Origin of the sequence: Vibrio sp. A8-1, assembly GCF_013048685.1 — a bacterium.
GTDB classification, from domain to species: domain Bacteria; phylum Pseudomonadota; class Gammaproteobacteria; order Enterobacterales; family Vibrionaceae; genus Vibrio; species Vibrio metschnikovii.
Genome location: NZ_VHTC01000013.1, coordinates 63968 through 84872 on the forward strand (window position 1 = coordinate 63968; position 20905 = coordinate 84872).

Annotated in this window: 21 protein-coding genes; 12 read left to right on the plus strand and 9 right to left on the minus strand. The window is 46.2% G+C overall.

Going from position 1 to position 20905, the window contains the following annotated elements:
* Positions 1–84: 84 nt before the first annotated feature.
* A complete protein-coding gene (locus tag FKN93_RS09200) occupies positions 85–993 on the plus strand; it encodes a DMT family transporter (protein ID WP_170904962.1) in 909 nt (302 codons plus the stop codon).
* 26 nt (positions 994–1019) lie between these two features.
* Here the strand turns inward: FKN93_RS09200 and FKN93_RS09205 are convergent, their stop codons facing one another.
* From FKN93_RS09205 to ftnA, 3 genes are all read right to left on the minus strand, one after another.
* Complete coding sequence (locus FKN93_RS09205; RefSeq protein WP_170904963.1) at positions 1020–2207, minus strand: NAD(P)/FAD-dependent oxidoreductase; 1188 nt, start codon at positions 2205–2207, stop codon at positions 1020–1022.
* Positions 2208–2306: 99 nt separating this feature from the next.
* The gene (gene uspB, locus FKN93_RS09210; protein ID WP_040903572.1) at positions 2307–2630 is read right to left on the minus strand and encodes a universal stress protein UspB; all 324 of its coding nucleotides are present in this window, start codon (positions 2628–2630) and stop codon (positions 2307–2309) included.
* Between the two features lie 79 nt (positions 2631–2709).
* Positions 2710–3237, minus strand: a complete 528-nt coding sequence (gene ftnA, locus FKN93_RS09215) for a non-heme ferritin (RefSeq protein ID WP_040903570.1) — start codon at positions 3235–3237, stop codon at positions 2710–2712.
* Positions 3238–3400: 163 nt separating this feature from the next.
* Here ftnA and uspA point away from each other — a divergent pair, with 163 nt between their 5' ends.
* Both uspA and FKN93_RS09225 read left to right on the plus strand, forming a co-directional pair.
* Positions 3401–3826: a universal stress protein UspA gene (uspA, locus tag FKN93_RS09220; RefSeq protein ID WP_004393869.1), complete on the plus strand. Its 426-nt coding sequence runs from the start codon at positions 3401–3403 to the stop codon at positions 3824–3826.
* Between the two features lie 55 nt (positions 3827–3881).
* Positions 3882–4769: a DMT family transporter gene (locus FKN93_RS09225; RefSeq protein ID WP_170904964.1), complete on the plus strand. Its 888-nt coding sequence runs from the start codon at positions 3882–3884 to the stop codon at positions 4767–4769.
* Positions 4770–4842: 73 nt separating this feature from the next.
* Here the strand turns inward: FKN93_RS09225 and FKN93_RS09230 are convergent, their stop codons facing one another.
* A complete protein-coding gene (locus tag FKN93_RS09230; protein WP_170904965.1) occupies positions 4843–5232 on the minus strand; it encodes a hypothetical protein in 390 nt (129 codons plus the stop codon).
* 90 nt (positions 5233–5322) lie between these two features.
* Complete coding sequence (locus FKN93_RS09235; RefSeq protein ID WP_170904966.1) at positions 5323–6114, minus strand: class I SAM-dependent methyltransferase; 792 nt, start codon at positions 6112–6114, stop codon at positions 5323–5325.
* 273 nt (positions 6115–6387) lie between these two features.
* On the opposite strand from FKN93_RS09235, the gene asnC reads away from it, so the two are divergent.
* Positions 6388–6852 (plus strand): transcriptional regulator AsnC, encoded by a 465-nt coding sequence (asnC, locus tag FKN93_RS09240; protein ID WP_004393858.1) that lies wholly within the window; start codon positions 6388–6390, stop codon positions 6850–6852.
* 57 nt (positions 6853–6909) lie between these two features.
* On the opposite strand, the gene FKN93_RS09245 is transcribed toward asnC, so the two are convergent.
* Both FKN93_RS09245 and FKN93_RS09250 read right to left on the minus strand, forming a co-directional pair.
* Positions 6910–7191 carry a hypothetical protein gene (locus FKN93_RS09245; protein ID WP_004393857.1) on the minus strand — a complete coding sequence of 94 codons (282 nt, stop codon included), beginning with the start codon at positions 7189–7191 and terminating at the stop codon, positions 6910–6912.
* Between the two features lie 144 nt (positions 7192–7335).
* Positions 7336–8496, minus strand: a complete 1161-nt coding sequence (locus FKN93_RS09250; protein ID WP_170904978.1) for a multidrug effflux MFS transporter — start codon at positions 8494–8496, stop codon at positions 7336–7338.
* A gap of 153 nt (positions 8497–8649) precedes the next feature.
* Between FKN93_RS09250 and FKN93_RS09255 the strand changes: the two genes are divergently transcribed.
* The 8 genes from FKN93_RS09255 (at position 8650) to choV (ending at position 18781) form a co-directional block, all read left to right on the plus strand.
* Positions 8650–9612 (plus strand): LysR substrate-binding domain-containing protein, encoded by a 963-nt coding sequence (locus FKN93_RS09255; RefSeq protein WP_170904967.1) that lies wholly within the window; start codon positions 8650–8652, stop codon positions 9610–9612.
* A gap of 158 nt (positions 9613–9770) precedes the next feature.
* On the plus strand, positions 9771–11558 hold the full coding sequence (locus FKN93_RS09260; RefSeq protein ID WP_170904968.1) for an aminopeptidase P family protein: 1788 nt from the start codon (positions 9771–9773) through the stop codon (positions 11556–11558).
* 393 nt (positions 11559–11951) lie between these two features.
* Positions 11952–12554: a transcriptional regulator BetI gene (gene betI, locus FKN93_RS09265; RefSeq protein WP_040903566.1), complete on the plus strand. Its 603-nt coding sequence runs from the start codon at positions 11952–11954 to the stop codon at positions 12552–12554.
* 8 nt (positions 12555–12562) lie between these two features.
* On the plus strand, positions 12563–14023 hold the full coding sequence (gene betB, locus FKN93_RS09270; protein ID WP_170904969.1) for a betaine-aldehyde dehydrogenase: 1461 nt from the start codon (positions 12563–12565) through the stop codon (positions 14021–14023).
* 9 nt (positions 14024–14032) lie between these two features.
* Positions 14033–15772 carry a choline dehydrogenase gene (betA, locus tag FKN93_RS09275; RefSeq protein ID WP_170904970.1) on the plus strand — a complete coding sequence of 580 codons (1740 nt, stop codon included), beginning with the start codon at positions 14033–14035 and terminating at the stop codon, positions 15770–15772.
* Complete coding sequence (locus FKN93_RS09280; protein WP_158144544.1) at positions 15765–16688, plus strand: choline ABC transporter substrate-binding protein; 924 nt, start codon at positions 15765–15767, stop codon at positions 16686–16688. Before betA ends, FKN93_RS09280 begins: the two co-directional genes overlap by 8 nt.
* Before the next feature lie 57 nt (positions 16689–16745).
* Positions 16746–17591: a choline ABC transporter permease subunit gene (gene choW, locus FKN93_RS09285; protein ID WP_040903560.1), complete on the plus strand. Its 846-nt coding sequence runs from the start codon at positions 16746–16748 to the stop codon at positions 17589–17591.
* Positions 17591–18781: a choline ABC transporter ATP-binding protein gene (gene choV, locus FKN93_RS09290; protein WP_170904971.1), complete on the plus strand. Its 1191-nt coding sequence runs from the start codon at positions 17591–17593 to the stop codon at positions 18779–18781. Before choW ends, choV begins: the two co-directional genes overlap by 1 nt.
* Before the next feature lie 195 nt (positions 18782–18976).
* Here the strand turns inward: choV and thiH are convergent, their stop codons facing one another.
* Both thiH and FKN93_RS09300 read right to left on the minus strand, forming a co-directional pair.
* Complete coding sequence (thiH, locus tag FKN93_RS09295; RefSeq protein WP_170904972.1) at positions 18977–20137, minus strand: 2-iminoacetate synthase ThiH; 1161 nt, start codon at positions 20135–20137, stop codon at positions 18977–18979.
* A 4-nt stretch (positions 20138–20141) separates the two neighbouring features.
* Entirely contained in the window at positions 20142–20903 is a 762-nt protein-coding gene (locus FKN93_RS09300) for a thiazole synthase (protein WP_170904979.1), read from the minus strand.
* Positions 20904–20905 lie beyond the last annotated feature (2 nt).

Below are 20905 nucleotides of genomic sequence, written 5' to 3' on the forward strand. Positions count from 1 at the left end.
ACTTTGCACAAACTAGCCACACAATGACGTGTCACAGTGCGGGCTGCCAATCAAGGTCGCTAACCATTAGCAAGGAGTAGAAGCATGAATGAGCGCCGAGCGCTTGGACTGGCGTTATCCGCCGTGTTACTTTGGTCAACGGTCGCGACCGCGTTCAAACTCACCTTAACCGAGCTGACCCCAATTCAAATGCTGACCATGGCAAGCATCGTCTCGGCTTGTACCTTAGCCATCATTTGTGGCCTACAAGGTAAACTGGCACAGCTTGTCCCGACCTTTATCGCCAATCCGTTTTACTATTGCTTGCTCGGTTTGATTAATCCGCTCGCCTATTATTTATTGCTCTTTAAAGCCTACGCTTTACTGCCCGCCTCTCAAGCACAAGCGATTAACTACAGTTGGGCAATTACACTCACCTTAATGGCGGCGCTATTTCTAGGCCAAACGATCCGCAAGCAAGATTGGCTCGCCTGCGCAGCAAGTTATTTTGGCGTATTGGTGATTGCCACTCAAGGCAACTTACTGGAATTACAATTTGAAAGCCCACTTGGCGTCACTCTGGCTTTATGCTCAACGTTATTATGGGCAGGATATTGGATTTTAAATACCAAGAACCAAGCGGATCCGGTGGTTGGCCTACTGCTCGGCTTTCTGGTTGCTATTCCCTGCGCGATGGGTTTAAGCCTTTATGAGGGAGCCTCATGGCTAACTATTTCATGGCAAGGCTGGCTGGCGGTGAGCTATGTGGGCTTATTTGAGATGGGAATTACCTTTGTGCTCTGGCTGAGCGCTTTGAAAAGTACTCAAAATACCGCGCGGATCAGTAATCTTATTTTTGCCTCGCCATTTATCTCTTTGATTTTATTGGCGACCATTATCGGTGAGCGCATTCATCCCACCACCATTATCGGTTTAGTGTTTATTATTAGCGGGTTAGTGATTCAGCAAATGAAATTCTCAGCCCGCACTAAGCCAAGAAAAGCACGGCCATAAAACCCACCAGCGCAGCGGGTCAGGTATTACACCCATTGACCCGCAACATAGCCGCTCGACCAAGCCCATTGGAAATTATACCCACCGAGCCAGCCCGTCACGTCCATCACTTCACCGACAAAAAACAAACCGGGTACGGTTTTGCATTCCATGGTTTTAGAAGACAGCCAGTCGGTATCCACACCACCTAAGGTCACTTCCGCCGTGCGATACCCTTCCGTTCCGTTAGGGACAATTTGCCACTCTTGCAAGGCTTGCGCCGTTTGTTTCAGCACAGTAGGGGTTAGCTGTTTCATCGGTTTATCGACCAATAAACCACGCTCAATCAGCACTTCAACCAAACGCTTAGGCAATAAGCGCGACAAGGTCGTTTTTAACGTTTGATTAGGGTGCTGTTCACGAGCCTCGGCTAAGGCATGATCCACATCCACATTGGGCAATAAGTTAATGCTCAGGGTTTGGCCTGGCTGCCAATAAGAGGAAATTTGCAGCACCGCAGGCCCTGATAGGCCGCGATGAGTAAACAGCAAGGCTTCTTTAAAACTGGTGCCACAGCGGGCGAGGATCTCAACCGGCAGCGCAATTCCTGACAGCTCAGCCAAGGCCTCTTTATCGGCAACATGCAGAGTAAATGGCACCAAACCCGCACAGGTTGGCAATACAGGAATCGCAAATTGCTCCGCCACTTTATAGCCAAACGGCGTTGCCCCTAATTTAGGCATTGACAATCCTCCAGTGGCAATCACCAGCGATTGACACTGCCAAGTACCTTGTGAGGTTTGCAGTACAAAGCCGTCCGCGGTTTGACTAATGGTTTGGATATCAACTTGATAGCGCTGCTTCAGCGTTGGCTGATCGCACTCGGTCAGTAATAGGTTAACAATCTCTTTCGCTGAATCGACACAAAACAGCTGGCCATGTTCACGCTCTTCAAACGCAATACCGTGTTTACTGACCAGTGAGATAAAATCCCAGTTGCTGTACTGGGATAACGCTGATTTTACGAAATGTGGATTACGGCACAAGTAGTTCGCTGCCGAGACATCGTAATTGGTAAAATTACATCGCCCGCCACCGGAAATTAAAATTTTCCGGCCCGGTTTTTTGGCGTGATCCATCACTAATACTTGACGACCACGCTGCGCCGCTTGCGCCGCGCACATTAACCCTGCGGCACCAGCACCAATGACAATCACGTCTACTTGTTCACTCATCCACTACTCTCACGGGAATAAAAAAAGGATGTGCGACCAGCACATCCTTACTAGGGTGACTATTCTAACGATAAACGTCTGGCTTGCCAATCCATCCCCTTAGAGAACAAAAGCCGCCAATGAGGTCACCATAACTAAAGCGCAGCACAATACAAAGAGCTCTCTTACTCGGGAACATTTTCCGGTAAAGACGGGATCATGATGGTGGTGATACTCTTTGCTCTTCAGGTAATGATACAAACGTACTTGCTTGGTCACGTTACCTTGAGTGCTAAAGAATCCTCGTCCATCCACTTGTTGGTACAACAATGGATGAGCTTCACGCATGATATAAATGAGCGAACGTAACGCGGTTAAGTATCTAGCGATATTAATGCCCGTCACTATCATGAGCCCAAGTAAAATAGTATCTCCACTGATCATCTTTCCTCCCTACATCTCATGTAAGCATGCCCAGAAAAAAAGACGACCACTTGCGCTTCAGTTTTTCTTTTTGCTGAGGTTACTCAGCAGGGGCACCCATTACCGACGATGAGCTTGCTTTGGCTAATGCTGCTAGATCTTTATCGATAAAGAACAACGCTTTTCCATCTTCGCCGACCAGTTCTAGCTTGTCTAAAATCCCTTTAAACAACTTCTCTTCTTCATGTTGCTCCGCCACATACCACTGAAGGAAGTTAAACGTTGAGTAATCTTGTGCGGTAAACGCAACATGAGCCAGTTTGTTGATCTTTTGGGTAATCATCTGTTCGTGTTCATAAGTTTCACGAAACACTTCCCCTAAGCTGGCAAAATCATGTTTCGGTGCAGCAATCGCACCAAGGATTGGCATTGCGCCAGTTTCACTCACGTAAGTGAACAGACGCTGCATGTGCTGCATTTCTTCTACGGCATGAACCCGTAAAAATTCAGCAGCACCTTCAAATCCTTTGTCTTCACACCAAGCACTCATTTGTAAGTATAGATTGGATGAAAAAAATTCGAGATTAATTTGCTCATTCAAATGATCAATCATGGCAGGTGAAAGCATCGATGACTCCTAATGGTTTGGTCTATGACTCTGATCACTATACCATGATCCCGCTTTATTGCGCTTTTACCATTACGAGTGACGATAGATATGAGATCACTTTAGCAAAAATGTCTTGCTCAAAGTGCTAACCTAATCATGTCATCAGCAAGGAGAGAGCATAATGAGTTATCAACATATTTTGGTTGCGGTCGATCTGTCGGAAGACAGCAAACTCTTGATCGATAAAGCCGTCGCACTGGCCAAGCCGCTGAATGCGGAGATCTCTTTTATTCATATCGATGTCAATTATGCTGAACTGTATACGGGATTGATTGATATTAACTTAGCGGAAACTCAGCACCACTCGATGGAAACAGCGCAAAAACAGTTACAAGAATTGGCCACTTACGCCAATTACCCGATTAAGCACACCTTAGTCGGCAGTGGCGATTTGAGTAATGAGCTGTGTGATACCATTGGCGAGTTCAATATTGATCTCGTGGTGTGTGGCCATCATCAAGACTTCTGGAGTAAGATCCTTTCCTCCACTCGTCAGCTGATCAACTGCTCACCTGTGGACATGTTGGTAGTACCACTCAACGACTGACGAGCCTTAAAAACTCAGCTACACTGCAGACACGTTTTATCCATGATTACATCTTATGCTTTACTTATCTGCGGTGACCCTACTTTGGGCCTTCTCATTCAGCTTGATTGGCGTTTATCTTGCCGGTCAAGTTGATGCTTGGTTTTCCGTTTGGATGCGAGTGGCCCTTGCTAGTCTTGTTTTTTTACCTTTCTTAAAAATCAAACAGGTACCATGGCCTCTGATCGCTAAGTTAATGGCGATTGGTGGCATTCAGTTAGGTTTAATGTACTGCTTTTATTACCAGTCCTTTTTGTTACTTTCTGTCCCTGAAGTGCTGCTGTTTACCATCTTTACGCCGATTTATGTCACGCTCATTTATGACGGGTTGAAAGGACGCTTCTCTCCTTGGTATTTATTAACCGCCGCGATTGCCGTGCTCGGTACAGCATTTATTCAATTCTCAGGGATCAATGAACATTTTTTAAGTGGCTTTTTAGTCGTGCAAGGGGCCAACCTCTGTTTTGCACTGGGCCAAGTTGGCTATAAATATGTCATGGAAAAAGAGCCCGTTCAGTTATCACAACATACGGTATTTGGTTATTTTTATCTCGGCGCGTTAGTGGTAGCGAGCGTGGCTTTCTTACTCTTAGGAAATACGGAGAAACTCCCCACCAACACATTGCAATGGAGTGTCCTAATTTATCTTGGTCTTATCGCTTCAGGGCTTGGCTATTTTGTTTGGAACAAGGGCGCTTGTCTGGTGAATGCGGGGGCATTAGCGATCATGAATAACGCGTTAGTACCAGCAGGATTAGTGGTGAATATCGTGATTTGGAACCGAGAGGCGGATCTGTTGCGCTTATCGGTGGGCGGCGCGATTATTTTGTTGTCATTGTGGGTGAACGAAACTTGGGTGAAACGTCGAGTCGCGACACAATATGCGACCACTCTCAGCAAATAAACCGCAAAAAGCGCAGAACGAACCAGTCAGTCTGCGCTAATCAATACGGCGGAAAACCTGCCCGATAGAAGATTTAATGAACTTGAGCCAACTGAAGTACCGGATTAGCTGGATGAACCGGCAACTGAGCAAATTTTGCGTTTATGGCATGTTGTTTTTTGAGTAATTTACGCTGCTTTTTTAATACTTTGGCTAATTTTTTCTGATACTTCTTCTGCTTTTTCAGCGTTTTTTTATTCAGTGTTAAAGCCGAATTTTCAACCTGACCGGATACCGACGCCGCTACGGTTTGACTCTGCTTAACCGTTTTTAGTAATGGCTGTGGCTTGCACAAAGCCCCTTTTTCAGCAGAGCTACGAGCGCACGAACCACAAACGTAATTGGTTTGCGCCACTAAACGATGAATGTCTCCCAGTGAAGCACGAATATCATGACGATTTAATTTACATAAGCGCTTTACCATAAGAAACACAACTCCGACTAATAATGCTAATAATTCGCAGTTAGATATACCGCGAACCATTGACGAAGGCAAGGCGATTTTTTCTCCAATCTACCGATTATTTGCTTGCATGGCGGCAAGTACATAAACATCAAAGCGATTTTTTTTGGTTTCAATCGCCATACTCGGTTTTTGTTCCGCTAACCAAGGAGCGTAATCCGGCCGTTTGACCACTACCCGCTGACTGGCTAATTGCAATGCGGGAGCCAGTAGCTCATCAGCATCATGATCAGCGCCAACCAGAGATTGAAAAACTCGCATCTCTTTTTTAACGAGTGCGGTTTTTTTCTTATGTTCTGGATGTGGATACATAGGATCGAGATACACCACATCCGGTTGCTCAAACTGACTGTCGAGAGCTAAATGCTGCAAAGCCGCATGACTCGATGCATGGAGCAGCGTTACCCGCTGACTGACCCACGGACCAATTTCATGGTCTTGTTTGGCGCGGGCTAACCCATCGTCAAGCAAAGCCGCCACCACAGGATGACGCTCGACCATTTGTACTCGACAACCTAATGAAGCGAGAACGAACGCATCTCGACCTAAGCCAGCGGTTGCATCTAATATCGTCGGGACCATACCTTTATTTAAGCCAACCGCTTTGGCTATCGACTGCCCTTTACCGCCACCAAATTTGCGTCGATGAGCGACAGCACCGGTTACCCAATCGACGTAGATCGCGCCCAACTTTGGCTCATCCGTTTTACGTAGCTCTAAACGCTGCTCGGTCAACACCAAGGCAAAGACACTGTCGTTACTATGGGTCAGTTGCCAGCGCTGCGCCAGTTGCTCAAGCTCTGACGAGCGCTGTGGGGCTTCACATATCAGTTGTAGCTGCAAAGGGTCACTCCAGAGAGAAAAAACAGCGCTCAGTGTAGCGAATTTTCAACGGAACCGCGATATTTTCACAAGTCCGCTCGTTCCGCTTAAGGCGTTGAATCAAACCACAGTTGGCAGCAACGGTAAATAATGCTATATCCAACAGAGCTGATGCTGTAGGCCAACCTATTTAGCTCATACAATAAGTCGGATAATCATAGCGCTACCGCTTCAACCCAAAGGGTCTATCAACGGCAGATGGCCCATCGCCTAACGCTGAATTTAGGAATGGATATGCAAACCGCTTCAACAAAATTAGATGATTTAGATCGCGCCATTTTAAAAATTTTAATGGATGACGCACGCACCCCTTACGCTGAGATGGCCAAACAATTTTCGGTCAGTCCCGCCACGATTCATGTGCGAATCGAGAAAATGAAAGCGGCCGAGGTTATCCAAGGCACTGAAGTAGTAGTCAATACCAAAAAACTCGGTTACGACGTGTGTTGTTTCATTGGCATTAATCTTAACGCTGCTCGTGATTATCACTCTGCGCTGGCTAAGTTGAATGCGTTAGAAGAAGTGGTTGAAGCTTACTACACGACGGGCGCTTACAATATTTTTGTCAAATTAATGTGTAAATCGATTGAAGAGCTACAGTATGTATTGATCGATAAGCTACAAGCGATTGATGAAGTGCAATCGACCGAAACCTTAATCTCGTTGCAAAACCCGATTAACCGCAACGTCAATCCCTAAAACGCAATCACCCCAACCTGAACGATTGGGGTGATTGATGATAAACGGTGCTGATGTTTATTTATTGAGGTAGTTCAACAGATCTTGCGCAGAAATGCCTTGCTCAGAAAGTTGCTTGGCCAGCAATTCCACTTGCTCTCCCTTGCGAGCCTCTATGACCTGTTCAAATTGATAAACCAAGTCACGCAATACAGGAACCGGTACTTGCTTAGCTGCACTACGAATACGTTCACTACTTTGGTTACCCAGTTCATTGAGCAACTTGCCAAACATCACTTTTTCTGGTGATTCATCCAGCTGTTCCCAAATGCGAGCCATTTCATAAGTGGTCATTGACATCGTATCGTATTCCAAAAATATCGTTCAAAAGTAAGAGTGAACAATATACACATCTTCCACCCTTTAGAAAATAGCTAACCTGTCTATTTTCAGGCCAAACATGGCATGTTCTGAGCGCCTATCTTGTAGCGTACCCGATAACTATTAAGAATTGAGCACCCATTGATGCCAACGACGACCAACTTTTGAAAACAAAATGATCAGTGCTGGAGCCACCAACCACATATGCAAAGCTATCAAGATTTGTGGTTCAAAACTTAAACGTTGTAGTGTACCAACCAGTAAACCTGAACCACTCATTTGGAATAATCCTAATAAAGCGGCTGCGGTACCCGCTCGGTCACCAAACGGAGCTAACGCTTTGCCTGCTGCTGCACCGAGAATCCATGCAAAGCCTATTGATGAAATAAAGATTGGCAACATAAATGCTAATGCAGTGGCAACCTCAGCTAACATCACCATCACGCTACCACCCACCAGCAGGGCGATAATTCCCAACACCAACGTGCGATGCGTACCAACCCGATCCATCACTTTCGGAGCCGATAAGCAAGCGATAATATTCACTAACGCGTTAATTCCAAACCAAAAAGTAAACTGGTTCATACTCAGGCCTAAACGATCCATCAGTATTAAAGGCGCAGAAACGACATAAGCAAGGATCACAGCCATCGCGAGCATACATAACGACGCATGAAACAGAAACGAAGGGGTTTTTAATACTGACCAGTAACGAGACCAAGCAAAGTAAGCTTGCTTTTCGGTCGTGGGGTTGGTTTCTTTCATACTAAACAGGATCAGCAACCCAATCGTCATCGCAAAACCCGCCATGAAACTAAAATTAGCGCGCCAGCCGAATTGCTGGGTTAACCAACTGCCCAAAATAGGCGCCAATGCCGGAATAAAACAGATCGCACCATTTAAGTAGCTGATCATTTTTCCACTGCGTTCTGGGCCAAAAAGATCGCGAACTGTTGCAAAGGCTGCTACCGATGTCGCGCACGCACCTAAGCCTTGTAACAACCGAGCAATCAGCATCCATTCAATACTTTGTGCACTCCACGCCAATAAAGCGCTCAAGGTATAAATGCTGATTCCAACTAATGCAACAGTTCGACGTCCATATTTATCTGCGAGGGGTCCAGCGAACAGTTGTCCGACGCCCATCGCAAATAAAAACCAAGTGATCGTATCTTGTGCTAATGCATGTTCCACGTGAAACGTTTGGGCAATTTTCGGTAAAGCAGGTAAATAAATATCAATCGCCAAAGGGCTAAACAGCACTAACAGGGTCAGTAGCACCATTTGCAAGCGACTTGGTGTCGGTAAAGCAGTCACGTTCACGGAAGTATTCCACATCAATAAGGGTATAAATTAAGAGGTACTTATCATAACGGCAAACAGATATGAATAGAAATGGCGTATAATCATCACCATTATTCCAAAATGGAAAAACAGATGAAGATTGAAAGCTTAGCGCGCCTCGACCTCAATTTATTGGTTTGTTTAAAAGTATTGATCGAAGAGCTCAGCGTGACCCGTACTGCAAGTCGACTCTGTCTTAGTCAATCGGCAGTCAGTAAATCACTGGCCAAATTGCGTATTCAATTTGATGATCCGTTGTTTATTCGTCACTCATATGGATTAAAACCCACACCTAAATCCTTATTTCTTAAACCTAAATTGGATATTTTGGTCAATCAGTTAGAGTTAATTAACCAGCCGGAAGTGTTTGATCCCCAATCGAGTGAATATCGCTTTCACATTGCGGCGGTAGAAAGTGTGTACTCGCTAATTCTGCCCCACGTCTTACCGGCTATTTTTAGTCAGGGACCGAAACTGAATATCAGTACTCATGCGTGGAGCGATCAAACCTTCAAAAAATTACAACTCGGCGAATTAGATTTAGGGATCACAGGCAAAGACATCGATATTAATGATGCACGCCTAACCATGCTGCCTCCGAAAGACATTTGTGAGCAGGAAGTTTTTCGCGATACCCAGATGTGTGCCGTTCGCCAAGATCATCCCGTATTGCAACGTACATGGAATTTGGATAGTTACCTCTCTTTACGCCACGTTCAAGTGCGTTGTGATGGCAACGATCGTTGGTTACTCGACTATCGACTCGCTGATGTCGGCTTAGAACGAGACATTGCTATCACAGTACCCGATTTTAATAGTGCTGCTAGCTTATGCACTTATACTGACTTTGTGTTTACCGCCCCGCGACACTTTACTTACATGATTGCTCGGCAGATGAATCTGGTGGTCCTCCCCATCCCATTAGAATTTCCACCGATGGCTTACACACTCTTTTGGCACCGTGATCGAGAAGACGACCCTGCGCTCAGTTGGTTACGACAAATTATCGACAGCAAAACCACCCATCTTCGCCAACACGGTTATGGTGCTGAATAGCGAGCGGAGATAAGTTCAGAAAGCGAACCAATTAAGGCTTACCTAATGAGCGAAATCAGACAGATTTGCACCCCTATAGCAAAAGAGGTAGCTTATATTATCTCTGGCTTTCACTCGCCATGAGCCTTTATCAAGGACCGTTAACAAGGATTACCCTCATGTCACACCCCATTGCTCAACGTATTACTGGACTGCGCCATTGGCTGATTCAACAAGGCTTAGATGCCCTGATTGTCCCTCACGAAGATGAGTATCTCGGTGAATACGTACCGATTCAAAACGAACGCTTAGAGTGGGTTACTGGCTTTACTGGCTCGGCCGGTGCCGCCGTGATCACACACGATAATGCCGCTATCTTCGCCGATGGCCGCTATACAGTGCAGGTACCTAAGCAAGTACCTGGCGACATTTTTCAATATCGCCATTTAATTGAAGAGCCTTATTTGCAATGGATCACCGAACAGCTCCCTAAAGGCAGTAAAATCGGTTATGACCCAAGAATGCATCGAGCAAGCTGGTTAACCAGCGCTCAACAACGGTTAGCTGGTGAATATACACTAGTGGCAATAACCGAAAACCCGATTGATTGCTTGTGGCATGATCGCCCAGCACCAGTGACCTCGGCCATGCGCTTGATGTCCGTGGATCAAGTAGGGATAGATTGTCAGACAAAACGCGAATCCATTGCTAATCTATTGCAGGCTAAAAAAGCCGACTGCGCAATTCTTACTGAGCTGGATTCTATTTGCTGGCTATTAAATATTCGTGGACTCGATGTGGCTCGCCTGCCGGTTTTGCTCTCACACGCGATCATTCATGCTGATGCGAGCGTTGATTTTTTCTTCGACCCAGCACGTTTAGCGAGCGGCTTTAATCAACACGTCGGCGCAGGCGTACGTGTCCATCATCCGGACCACTTACCATCCAGATTAGAACAACTTACTGACCGCACAGTGATGCTCGACCCGAACACCAGTAATGCGTGGTTTACGCTGGTATTACAAAATGCTGGCGCCAAGCTGATCAATGATAGCGATCCATGCTTACTGCCCAAAGCGGCCAAAAACCCAACGGAAGTAGCAGGAATGAAAGCCTGTCATATCCGTGATGGGGTGGCGATGAGTAAATTTCTCGCTTGGCTAGACCATGAGGTCGCCGCTGGTCGTCTCTACAATGAAGCCCAGTTAGCCGACCAACTTTACGCTTTCCGCGCTCAAGACCCAACACTGGCCGATCTTAGCTTTGATACGATTTCTGCCGCTGGCAGTAATGCGGCAATGTGTCACTATAATCACCTCAATCAGCCGCAGCCCGGTGAGCTTAGTTTAAATAGTTTGTACTTAGTTGATTCAGGCGGTCAATATCTCGACGGTACTACCGATATCACGCGTACCATTGCGATTGGTCAGCCAAGCGCAGAGATGAAACACCAGTTTACGCTCGTGCTTAAAGGGCATATCGCCTTAGCTCAAGCTCGCTTTCCAGCAGGGACTTGCGGCCATCAACTGGATGCGCTTGCACGCCAATATTTATGGGCCGAAGGCTACGATTACGATCACGGTACAGGCCATGGTGTCGGACACTTTTTAAGTGTCCATGAAGGGCCACAACGGATCAGCAAAGTCCATAACCCCGTCGCTTTACGTCCTGGTATGGTGCTGTCTAACGAGCCTGGTTATTACCGAGCTGACGAGTTTGGCATTCGGATTGAAAATCTTGAGTTAGTGGTTGAGATCCCAACCCAAGGGGATAAAAACATGCTTGGCTTTGAAGCGCTGACTCGTTGCCCAATCGATACAAGAGTGATTGATTTTAGCCTGTTAGCCGCGCATGAGATTGCTTGGCTTAATGACTACCACCAGAAGGTGTGGCGCGACATTAGCCCACTGGTCGAGGGCGAGGTGAAACTCTGGTTAGAAAAAGCCACTCACTCTATAAGCGGATAAATCCGAGTGTCAACCAGTCTGAACGCTGAAACCAACCACTCTGGTTACACCAATTTGCTTCGTGTTCTATTCTCTCGGCTAAGCTTTCATTTTAATCCCTTAACCTCTTGGTTAAGGGATTTTTTATACTCATCTCTTATCTATCGCCAAACAACGTGGAGTGCAGCTTCAAGTAGGATGGATATAAACACTTCAATAGACTAAAACACCTCTAATTATTAATAAAAACTCAACAAACAAAAAAATAAAATAACCATTTGATTTAAAAGCAAAAATAAAACCAATTCTTACCACCCCTCTATGTAAAACAAAAATAATAGTTTGAGATCTAACGATTATTTGAGTAAAGTTATTGTTAACTAATCGTTCAATTAAAGATAACAGGGAGTGTTAATGCCTAAGATTGGAATGCCTGACATACGAAAACCACAACTCGTACAGGCCACCATGACGGTGATTGAACAAGTTGGATTACACGCTGCTAGCATTGCCTTGATCAGCCGCCAAGCTGGGGTATCAACCGGGATCATTAATCATTATTTTGGTGGTAAGCACGGCTTATTAGAAGAAACCATGCGCGTTATCCTTCGTGAGCACTCACTCACCGTGACGAATGCGTTAAGCAAACTCAAAAAGGACGCTCATCAAGCGCGAATTAATGCCATCGTGCAAGCCAATTTCGCCGGCTTTCAAACCCAAAGTCACGTCGTCAAAACTTGGTTAGCTTTCTGGTCATATTCAATGCATGACCCACAACTCAACCGTTTACAACGGGTGAATGAAAAACGGCTAATTTCTCATTTACACATTGAACTCAAAGCATTACTCCCCAAAGCTCATGCCCAACGAGTTGCGCAGGGCATCGCCGCTCTAATCGATGGTTTCTGGCTACGTGGTGCGCTTAATCCCAACGGGATTAATGCCGACCAAGCCCAGCACTTAATTAACGATTACTTACAACAACAACTCGCTCAACATGCAGCACTTACTCAATAGGTCTTTATATGGAAATCGCTTCACTTTATATCGATGGCGCGCTTTGCTATGCGTCATCGGGAGAAACTTTCACCAGCTACAACCCCGCAACCGGAGAGCCACTGGCCATTTTAGGTCAAGCTAGCACCAGCGACGTGCAAGCGGCGATTGATTCCGCTCAACGAGGATTTGCGATTTGGTCAGCCATGACCGCGACCGAGCGTAGCCGAATTTTGTTAAAAGCGGTCGCGATACTCCGTGAGCGTAATGATGAGTTAGCCAAACTCGAAGTCCAAGACACCGGCAAACCGATTCAAGAAGCACTTGCCGTTGATATCACCACGGGCGCCGATGTGATCGAGTACTTTGCCGGCCTAGCCCCAACGCTGCAGGGTGAGCAGCAACCACTCTCAAACAGCCAATTCTTTTATACCCGCAAAGAGCCGCTGGGTATTTGCGCAGGGATTGGCGCCTGGAACTATCCTATCCAAATTGCGATGTGGAAATCAGCCCCCGCTTTAGCAGCGGGTAATGCCATGATTTTTAAACCATCAGAAGAAACGCCGCTCAGCGTACTCAAACTGGCCGAAATTTTTACACAAGCCGGTTTACCGGATGGCGTGTTCAACGTAGTGCAAGGAGATGCCCGAGTAGGACAAATGCTCACCGCTCACCCTGAGATAGCAAAAGTGTCTTTCACTGGGGAAAGTGGAACCGGTAAAGCGGTGATGGCCGATAGCGCTAAAACGTTAAAATCAGTGACCATGGAGCTGGGCGGTAAATCCCCCTTGATCATTTTTGATGATGCTAAGCTCGACCAAGCCGTCTCAGCGGCGATGACCGCTAATTTCTATACCCAAGGCGAAGTGTGTACTCACGGCACTCGGGTATTTGTTCATCAATCCATTTATCCAGCATTTATTGAACAACTTAAAGCGCGCACGGAAGCCCTGGTTGTTGGCGATCCGATGGATCCAAATACTCAAGTAGGCTCGCTGATCTCTCAACAACATTTTGACAAAGTGCTGTCAGCGATAGACAGCGCCAAACAAAGTGGAGCCACCCTGCTCACCGGTGGAAAAGCGGTCACAGAAGGTTCATGCGCCAACGGTTACTTTGTTGCCCCTACTGTGTTTATCGATTGTGACGATGAAATGGCCTTTGTCCAACAGGAGATCTTTGGCCCAGTAATGGCGGTACTGAGCTTTGTGGATGAACAAGAAGTTATTCAACGGGCTAATAACACCGATTACGGCTTAGCCGCTGGGGTGTTTACCCAAAACCTTTCTCGCGCTCATCGTGTTATCCACCAGCTACAAGCCGGTATTTGCTGGATCAATACATGGGGAGACTCTCCAGCGCAAATGCCTGTCGGTGGTTACAAACTATCGGGCGTAGGAAGAGAGAATGGTATCGAAACCTTATCTCACTATACCCAAACCAAAAGCGTGTTAATCGAACTCGATGACTTCGTCGGCCCTTATGCTTAAGGAGTGATCATGAAACAGCATTATGACTATATTATTATCGGTGCCGGATCAGCAGGATGTGTGTTAGCGGATCGATTAAGTGAACATCCAGATAACTCGGTGTTATTACTTGAAGCCGGCGGCAGTGATAAAAGCATTTTTATCCAAATGCCAACCGCCCTGTCTTATCCGATGAACAGCGCTAAATACGCTTGGCAATTTGAATCTCTCGCCGAACCCGGACTCGATGGCCGACAACTGCATTGTCCACGCGGCAAGGTCTTAGGGGGCAGCTCTTCCATCAACGGCATGGTTTATGTCAGAGGCCATGCTTGCGACTTTGATGAGTGGCAACAGCACGGAGCACAAGGCTGGGGTTACGCCTCATGTTTACCCTACTTCAAACGTGCCGAATCATGGAGTCAAGGAGCGGATACCTATCGAGGCGGTGACGGTCCAGTGGCGACCTGCAACGGTAACGAGATGACGCTCAACCCACTTTACCAAGCCTTCATCGATGCTGGCGAACAAGCCGGCTACCCGAAAACCGATGATTACAATGGCTACCAACAAGAAGGTTTTGGGCCAATGCACATGACGGTTAAGAACGGAGTGCGCGCTTCAACCGCCAATGCCTATTTAAAACGTGCTTTAGCTCGACCTAACTTAACCCTGCTTAAAGGCGTACTGACGCGTAAAGTACTACTCAAAGATAAACGCGCGATTGGCGTCGAATTTGAAAAAGGCGGCCAAACCCAAGTGGCGTTTGCTAATCAAGAGGTCATTTCCAGCGCTGGCTCAATTGGTTCCGTACAATTACTGCAATTATCGGGGATTGGCCCTCGTGATGTATTAGAGAGTGCTGGCATTAAGGTGCAACACGAACTACCCGGCGTGGGTGAAAACCTGCAAGATCACTTAGAAGTTTATTTTCAGTATCGCTGCCAACAACCAATCACGTTAAACAGCAAACTCGGTTTAATCAGCAAAGGGATAATCGGCACCCAGTGGATCTTGACTAAACAAGGCCTAGGGGCAACCAACCATTTTGAATCTTGTGGCTTTATTCGCTCACGCGCTGGACTCAAATGGCCAAATATTCAATACCACTTTTTACCAGCCGCGATGCGTTACGATGGCCAAACCGCGTTTGATGGTCATGGCTTTCAAGTGCATGTTGGTCCCAATAAACCACACAGTCGCGGCCGGGTTTGGATTCGCTCCAGCGATCCAAAGCAAAAGCCAGCGATTCTGTTCCGTTATTTATCACACCAACAAGATATTCAAGATTGGCGAGATTGCATTCGCTTAACCCGTGAGTTACTCGCGCAGCCCGCATTAGATGACTATCGTGGTGAAGAGATTCAACCCGGTTTATCCATTAGCAGCGATGAAGCGATTGATCATTGGGTTAAACAAAATGTTGAGAGTGCCTATCACCCCTCTTGTAGCTGCAAAATGGGCTCAGCTGACGATGCCATGGCTGTAGTGGATAACCAGTGCCGAGTGTTTGGTATTCAAGGGCTAAGAGTTGTCGATTCATCGATCTTCCCCACCATACCGAACGGTAATTTGAATGCTCCGACAATCATGGTTGCCGAACGTGCCGCTGATATGATCCTCAATAAATCGCTGTTACCTGCTGAATCCGCGCCTGTGTGGATTGCAGACAGTTGGCATAATAAACAGCGTAGCCGAGCAGCCATTCGACCAATGGAACGCTCAACTTCTCAGGAAAATAGTTCAATGACAAGGAAACATTATGCTTAAAATGACCACCTATCTCTCCGTCGCTGCATTATCATTCAATGCTTATGCTAACCAATGTCAAACGGTTCGCTTTGCCGATGTCGGCTGGACAGATATTACCGCCACCACCGCCGTAGCAAGTGAAATCCTGCAAGGACTCGGTTATCAGACTCGCACTCAATTACTCTCCGTACCCGTGACCTACTCTTCGATGGCTAATGGAGATATTGACGTATTCCTTGGCAACTGGATGCCAACCATGGAAGCCGACATCGCCCGTTACCGTGAAGCAGGGACCGTTGAAACCGTACGTGCTAACCTAGAAGGCGCAAAGTATACCCTAGCCGTCCCTCAGTATGTCTATGATGCAGGTATTACCTCTTTTGCCGATCTCGCCAAACACAGTGATAAATTCCGTAATCGAATCCTTGGCTTAGAGCCTGGCAATGACGGCAATCGCACCTTGCTGTCTATGATTGAAGATGACGCCTATGGCCTCGGTGAGTTTTCGATTGTTGAATCGAGCGAAGCGGGCATGCTCTCACAAATTCAACGCTCTGTACGTCGTCAACAATGGGTGGCTTTTCTTGGCTGGGAACCACATCCAATGAATACTATGGTTGATATGGTTTATTTAAGTGGTGGTGATGATTACTTTGGTCCTAATTACGGTGGGGCAAGTGTTCACACTAACGTGCGTCAAAACTACCTTAATGAATGTGAAAACGTGGGTAATTTCTTAACTAACCTCGTCTTTAGCTTAGAAAGTGAGAATGAGTTAATGGATGCTATCCTCAACCAAAATCAATCCCCTGAACAAGCGGCTCAGCAATGGCTACAAGCGAATCCTGAAACACTAAGCCGCTGGCTCAACAATGTAACCACCATTGACGGCCAACCAGCTCTTGCCGCTGTAAACCTATATTTATCTCGCTAATTTTTACCCCTCGCGTGGCGATAGCTTCACCGGCCATCGCCAAGTGAATAAGGAACTATGCTTATGATTACTGAACACAAAATTCCTCTCGGACAATGGATGGAGTCGTTTGTTGACTGGCTGACTATTCATGGAGAACGATTTTTTGATGTGATCGCTTTTGTATTAGAAAGTAGTATTTTATTGTTAATTGATCTATTTAAAGCCATGCCACCAGCCGCTCCCATTTTGATCACGGCCGCTTTGGCTTGGTGGCTACATCGCAGCTTCTCTCTGGTCATTTTCATCATTGCTTCATTACTACTGATTCTTAACCTTGGCTACTGGCAAGAAATGCTGGAAACCTTTGTTTTGGTGTTTGCCGCAACAACGATTTCCGTATTAATTGGCGTACCAATTGGTATTATGGCTGCTCATCGAGCTTGGCTATACACCCTATTGAGACCGATTCTTGATTTGATGCAAACCGTACCAACGTTTGTCTACCTGATCCCGACCCTAGTTTTATTCGGTCTTGGCATTGTGCCGGGGCTGATCTCAACGATTATTTTTGCCATTGCCGCCCCGATTCGTCTGACCTATTTAGGGGTAACACGAGTTCCAGAAGAGCTGCTTGAAGCAGGGAAAGCTTTTGGCGCTAGCAAAATGAAGCTGTTGTTTAAAGTCGAACTTCCCGCCGCTTTACCCAGTATCATGGCCGGTATCACCCAATGTATTATGCTTTCGCTGTCAATGGTGGTCATCGCAGCCTTAGTCGGTGCCGATGGTCTTGGTAAACCCGTCATTCGCGCCCTCAATACGGTTAATATTTCCCAAGGCTTTGAAGCCGGTCTCGCCATTGTATTGGTTGCCATTATTCTTGACCGTTTATGTAAAACGCCGCAACGTAAGGAAAACAGCTAATGAATGCGATCACGATACGTAACCTTGATGTCGTCTTTGGCGACAATCCCCAACCTGCATTGGATTTACTCGATCAAGGCAAGTCCCGCCAAGAAATTAATGCTGCAACCGGCACGGTGGTTGGCGTGAATAACGTGAGCCTTGATGTTGAACAAGGTGAAATTTGCGTACTCATGGGGCTGTCTGGTTCCGGTAAATCAAGCTTGCTACGCGCTATTAATGGCTTAAATTCGGTGTCTCGTGGTTCGCTACAAGTTCAAGATGGCCAGGATTCAATTAATCTAGCCGATTGTAATCAAACCACACTGCGTCAACTGAGAATGCATAAAGTCTCGATGGTATTTCAAAAGTTCGCCTTAATGCCATGGTTAACCGTGCTGGATAATGTCGCTTTTGGTTTAGAAATGCAGGGCGTTGGTAAAAAACAACGTCGCCAGCAAGCCAGAGAAAAGCTACAAATGGTTGATCTACAAGAGTGGGAAGATAAATACCCACATGAACTCTCAGGCGGAATGCAGCAAAGGGTTGGACTCGCCCGAGCCTTTGCCATGGACAGCGACATACTATTAATGGATGAGCCATTCTCAGCTCTTGATCCTTTAATTCGTAGTCAGCTACAAGATGAGCTATTAAGCTTACAGAAGAAACTCAATAAAACCATCGTCTTTGTCAGCCATGATCTCGATGAAGCGTTAAAAATCGGCACCCATATTGCCATAATGGAATCAGGAGAGCTGATCCAACATGGTACACCAGAAGAGATTGTGTTAACGCCTACCAATCAATACGTCAAAGATTTCGTCGCTCATACCAATCCATTGAATGTACTGAAAGGTCGTTCGTTAATGAAAGACGCATCCTCTTTCAGTCAAGATCAACAACGCTGGCAAGTTTGCTCGCAACGTGATTTATGGTTAGAACATAAGGAACAAGGTTGGCAGTTAACTGGCACTAATCATCAACCACCCTCATTACAGCTGATGACTTGGCAATCGGGAATGCCAACCACGGAACTAAACTCGACCACTTTAGTGATGGCCAGCCCTGAAATCAGTATGCGCGATGCGATAGAGATACGTTACAAAACCGGTCTACCTATCCTACTCATCGATAAGCAGCAACTTGTTGGTACGCTAAATGACGATGATTTTTATCACGCGCTATTAGGTAAATATCATCAAGCCGCTTAATCGCTTTGTGACTCATCGCTATCAGTTAACAGGCTTACTTATCTAATAAATGAAAAAAGCACCAAGAAAGTTATTCATTACCTTGGTGCTTTATCTCAACAACTTAATAAGCTTCGTTTGAGAATTGCTTTTAGCTTAAAAGACACATATTAACTAAGTTTTAAGTTAACTAAGCTTCAAGTGTCAAAGCATCCGTCAAAGTGATGACAAACTCTTACTGGTTAATGTTTCACGTGAAACATACCCTCCAGAATACACCGAGTGCCAGTCTTGCCATACCGCAGCAAGTCCACGAGCTTCAATAATAGTCGCCACCTCTGCCGCGCTTCGCTGATCACTGATCGAAAATTGCTCCAATTCTGGTTTATTATCCGCATACCCTCCCGGTTGGGTTTTCGAAGCTGCCGACATACTGGTGATACCAAGCAACATAGCATGATCGCGAAATTCAGCCGATTCACGAGTAGAGAGCGATAACTCAACCTGCGAATTAAATAAACGAAAAGCACAAATTAACTGCACCAACTGTTTATCTGTCATCAGTGACTTGGGAGGCACCACTCCCGCACAAGGACGTAAACGTGGAAATGAAATAGAATAGCGACTTTGCCAATAGGTCTTCTCTAAATAATCGAGATGTGCTGCGACATAAAAACTTTCCGTACGCCAATCATCCAGACCAATTAAAGCCCCTAACCCGATTTTATCAATCCCAGCTTTAGCAAGGCGATCGGGAGTCGCTAACCTAAATTCAAAATCCGTTTTCTTGCCACGTAAATGATGCTGAGCATAAGTAGAAGGATGATACGTCTCCTGATAAACCATCACCGCATCTAAACCTAAGCTTTTTAATTCCGCATATTCCGCTTGTGCTAACGGCTGCACCTCCATTGCCACATGATGAAAAGCGGACTTAATTAACGGTAACATTTGCCGAAAATAATTCATGCCGACTTTATTTTCATGCTCACCCGTTACCAATAACACACTATCGAAGTTCATTGCTTTAATAGCATTAATTTCTCGCTCTATCTCATCAGCATCCAGCGTTTTCCGCTTGATACGATTTTCCATCGAAAAACCACAATAGCTGCAACTATTGGCACACAAGTTCGATAGATACAGCGGCACATACAAGCCCATCGTATGGCCGAAGCGTTGGCGAGTAGCAGCATAAGACAGCTGAGCCATCTGCTCAAGGTATGGCTCAGCGGCTGGTGATAGCAAGGCCTGGAAATCGGTTAATGTTCTAACTGGCTTGGCTAACGCCCGCTCGACATCTGTAGTTGTCTTGCTGTATATGGACAGCTTAATATCATCCCAATTAAGTTCAACAAAGCGATTTAGAAAGCTCATAGTATCAATCCAAAAAAGCGGTCAACGGACTTGAGGCCACCGCTTGTTGACCACGAGCGGCTAATCCTGCTTGATAAGCTAAGCGTCCGGTTTCGACCGCTTGCTTAAAAGCCTGCCCCATCAAAACGGGATCAGCGGCAGTCGCAATCGCTGTATTGACTAATACCGCATCGGCGCCCATTTCCATCGCTAACATCGCATCAGAAGGGGCACCAATGCCGGCATCAATAATTACTGGCACATTGGCTTGTTCAAGGATGATCTTTAGAAAGTCTTGCGTTCTTAACCCCTGATTACTACCTATAGGCGCTCCTAATGGCATGACCGCCGCGCACCCCACCTCTTCCAAGCGTTTACATAACACAGGGTCGGCGTGGCAATAAGGTAAAACAATAAATCCCTCTTTCACTAATTGTTCAGAGGCCAGTAAAGTTTCGATCGGATCGGGCATTAAATATTTCGGATCTGGGTGGATTTCCAGTTTAAGCCAATTCGTTTGCAGCGCCTCTCGAGCAAGATGGGCAGCATAAATCGCTTCACGGGCGGTTTTCGCTCCTGAAGTATTGGGCAATAGCTGAATACCAGCAGCGATCAAGGGCGCGAGAATGTCATCCTCACGATGCTGTAAATCGACTCGCTTTAAAGCCATCGTCACCAACTGCGATTGGCTAGCGGCTATCGCTGCTGCCATGGTGTGGCGATTGGCAAACTTGCCAGTGCCAGTTAATAGTCGTGATTGAAACTGAGTTCCTGCAATAGTTAACATCA

Bases quoted from the DNA above. Each gene is read 5' to 3' on its own strand.
- ftnA (WP_040903570.1), bottom strand. From the start codon at position 3,237: ATGCTTTCACCTGCCATGATTGATCATTTGAATGAGCAAATTAATCTC.
- FKN93_RS09280 (WP_158144544.1), top strand. From the start codon at position 15,765: ATGCTTAAAATGACCACCTATCTCTCCGTCGCTGCATTATCATTCAAT.
- FKN93_RS09250 (WP_170904978.1), bottom strand. From the start codon at position 8,496: ATGGTGCTACTGACCCTGTTAGTGCTGTTTAGCCCTTTGGCGATTGAT.
- FKN93_RS09300 (WP_170904979.1), bottom strand. From the start codon at position 20,903: ATGTTAACTATTGCAGGAACTCAGTTTCAATCACGACTATTAACTGGC.
- FKN93_RS09255 (WP_170904967.1), top strand. From the start codon at position 8,650: ATGAAGATTGAAAGCTTAGCGCGCCTCGACCTCAATTTATTGGTTTGT.
- FKN93_RS09245 (WP_004393857.1), bottom strand. From the start codon at position 7,191: ATGTCAATGACCACTTATGAAATGGCTCGCATTTGGGAACAGCTGGAT.
- FKN93_RS09230 (WP_170904965.1), bottom strand. From the start codon at position 5,232: ATGGTAAAGCGCTTATGTAAATTAAATCGTCATGATATTCGTGCTTCA.
- betI (WP_040903566.1), top strand. From the start codon at position 11,952: ATGCCTAAGATTGGAATGCCTGACATACGAAAACCACAACTCGTACAG.
- thiH (WP_170904972.1), bottom strand. From the start codon at position 20,137: ATGAGCTTTCTAAATCGCTTTGTTGAACTTAATTGGGATGATATTAAG.
- betA (WP_170904970.1), top strand. From the start codon at position 14,033: ATGAAACAGCATTATGACTATATTATTATCGGTGCCGGATCAGCAGGA.
- FKN93_RS09260 (WP_170904968.1), top strand. From the start codon at position 9,771: ATGTCACACCCCATTGCTCAACGTATTACTGGACTGCGCCATTGGCTG.
- uspA (WP_004393869.1), top strand. From the start codon at position 3,401: ATGAGTTATCAACATATTTTGGTTGCGGTCGATCTGTCGGAAGACAGC.
- FKN93_RS09225 (WP_170904964.1), top strand. From the start codon at position 3,882: ATGCTTTACTTATCTGCGGTGACCCTACTTTGGGCCTTCTCATTCAGC.
- betB (WP_170904969.1), top strand. From the start codon at position 12,563: ATGGAAATCGCTTCACTTTATATCGATGGCGCGCTTTGCTATGCGTCA.
- choW (WP_040903560.1), top strand. From the start codon at position 16,746: ATGCTTATGATTACTGAACACAAAATTCCTCTCGGACAATGGATGGAG.
- FKN93_RS09200 (WP_170904962.1), top strand. From the start codon at position 85: ATGAATGAGCGCCGAGCGCTTGGACTGGCGTTATCCGCCGTGTTACTT.
- FKN93_RS09205 (WP_170904963.1), bottom strand. From the start codon at position 2,207: ATGAGTGAACAAGTAGACGTGATTGTCATTGGTGCTGGTGCCGCAGGG.
- choV (WP_170904971.1), top strand. From the start codon at position 17,591: ATGAATGCGATCACGATACGTAACCTTGATGTCGTCTTTGGCGACAAT.
- asnC (WP_004393858.1), top strand. From the start codon at position 6,388: ATGCAAACCGCTTCAACAAAATTAGATGATTTAGATCGCGCCATTTTA.
- uspB (WP_040903572.1), bottom strand. From the start codon at position 2,630: ATGATCAGTGGAGATACTATTTTACTTGGGCTCATGATAGTGACGGGC.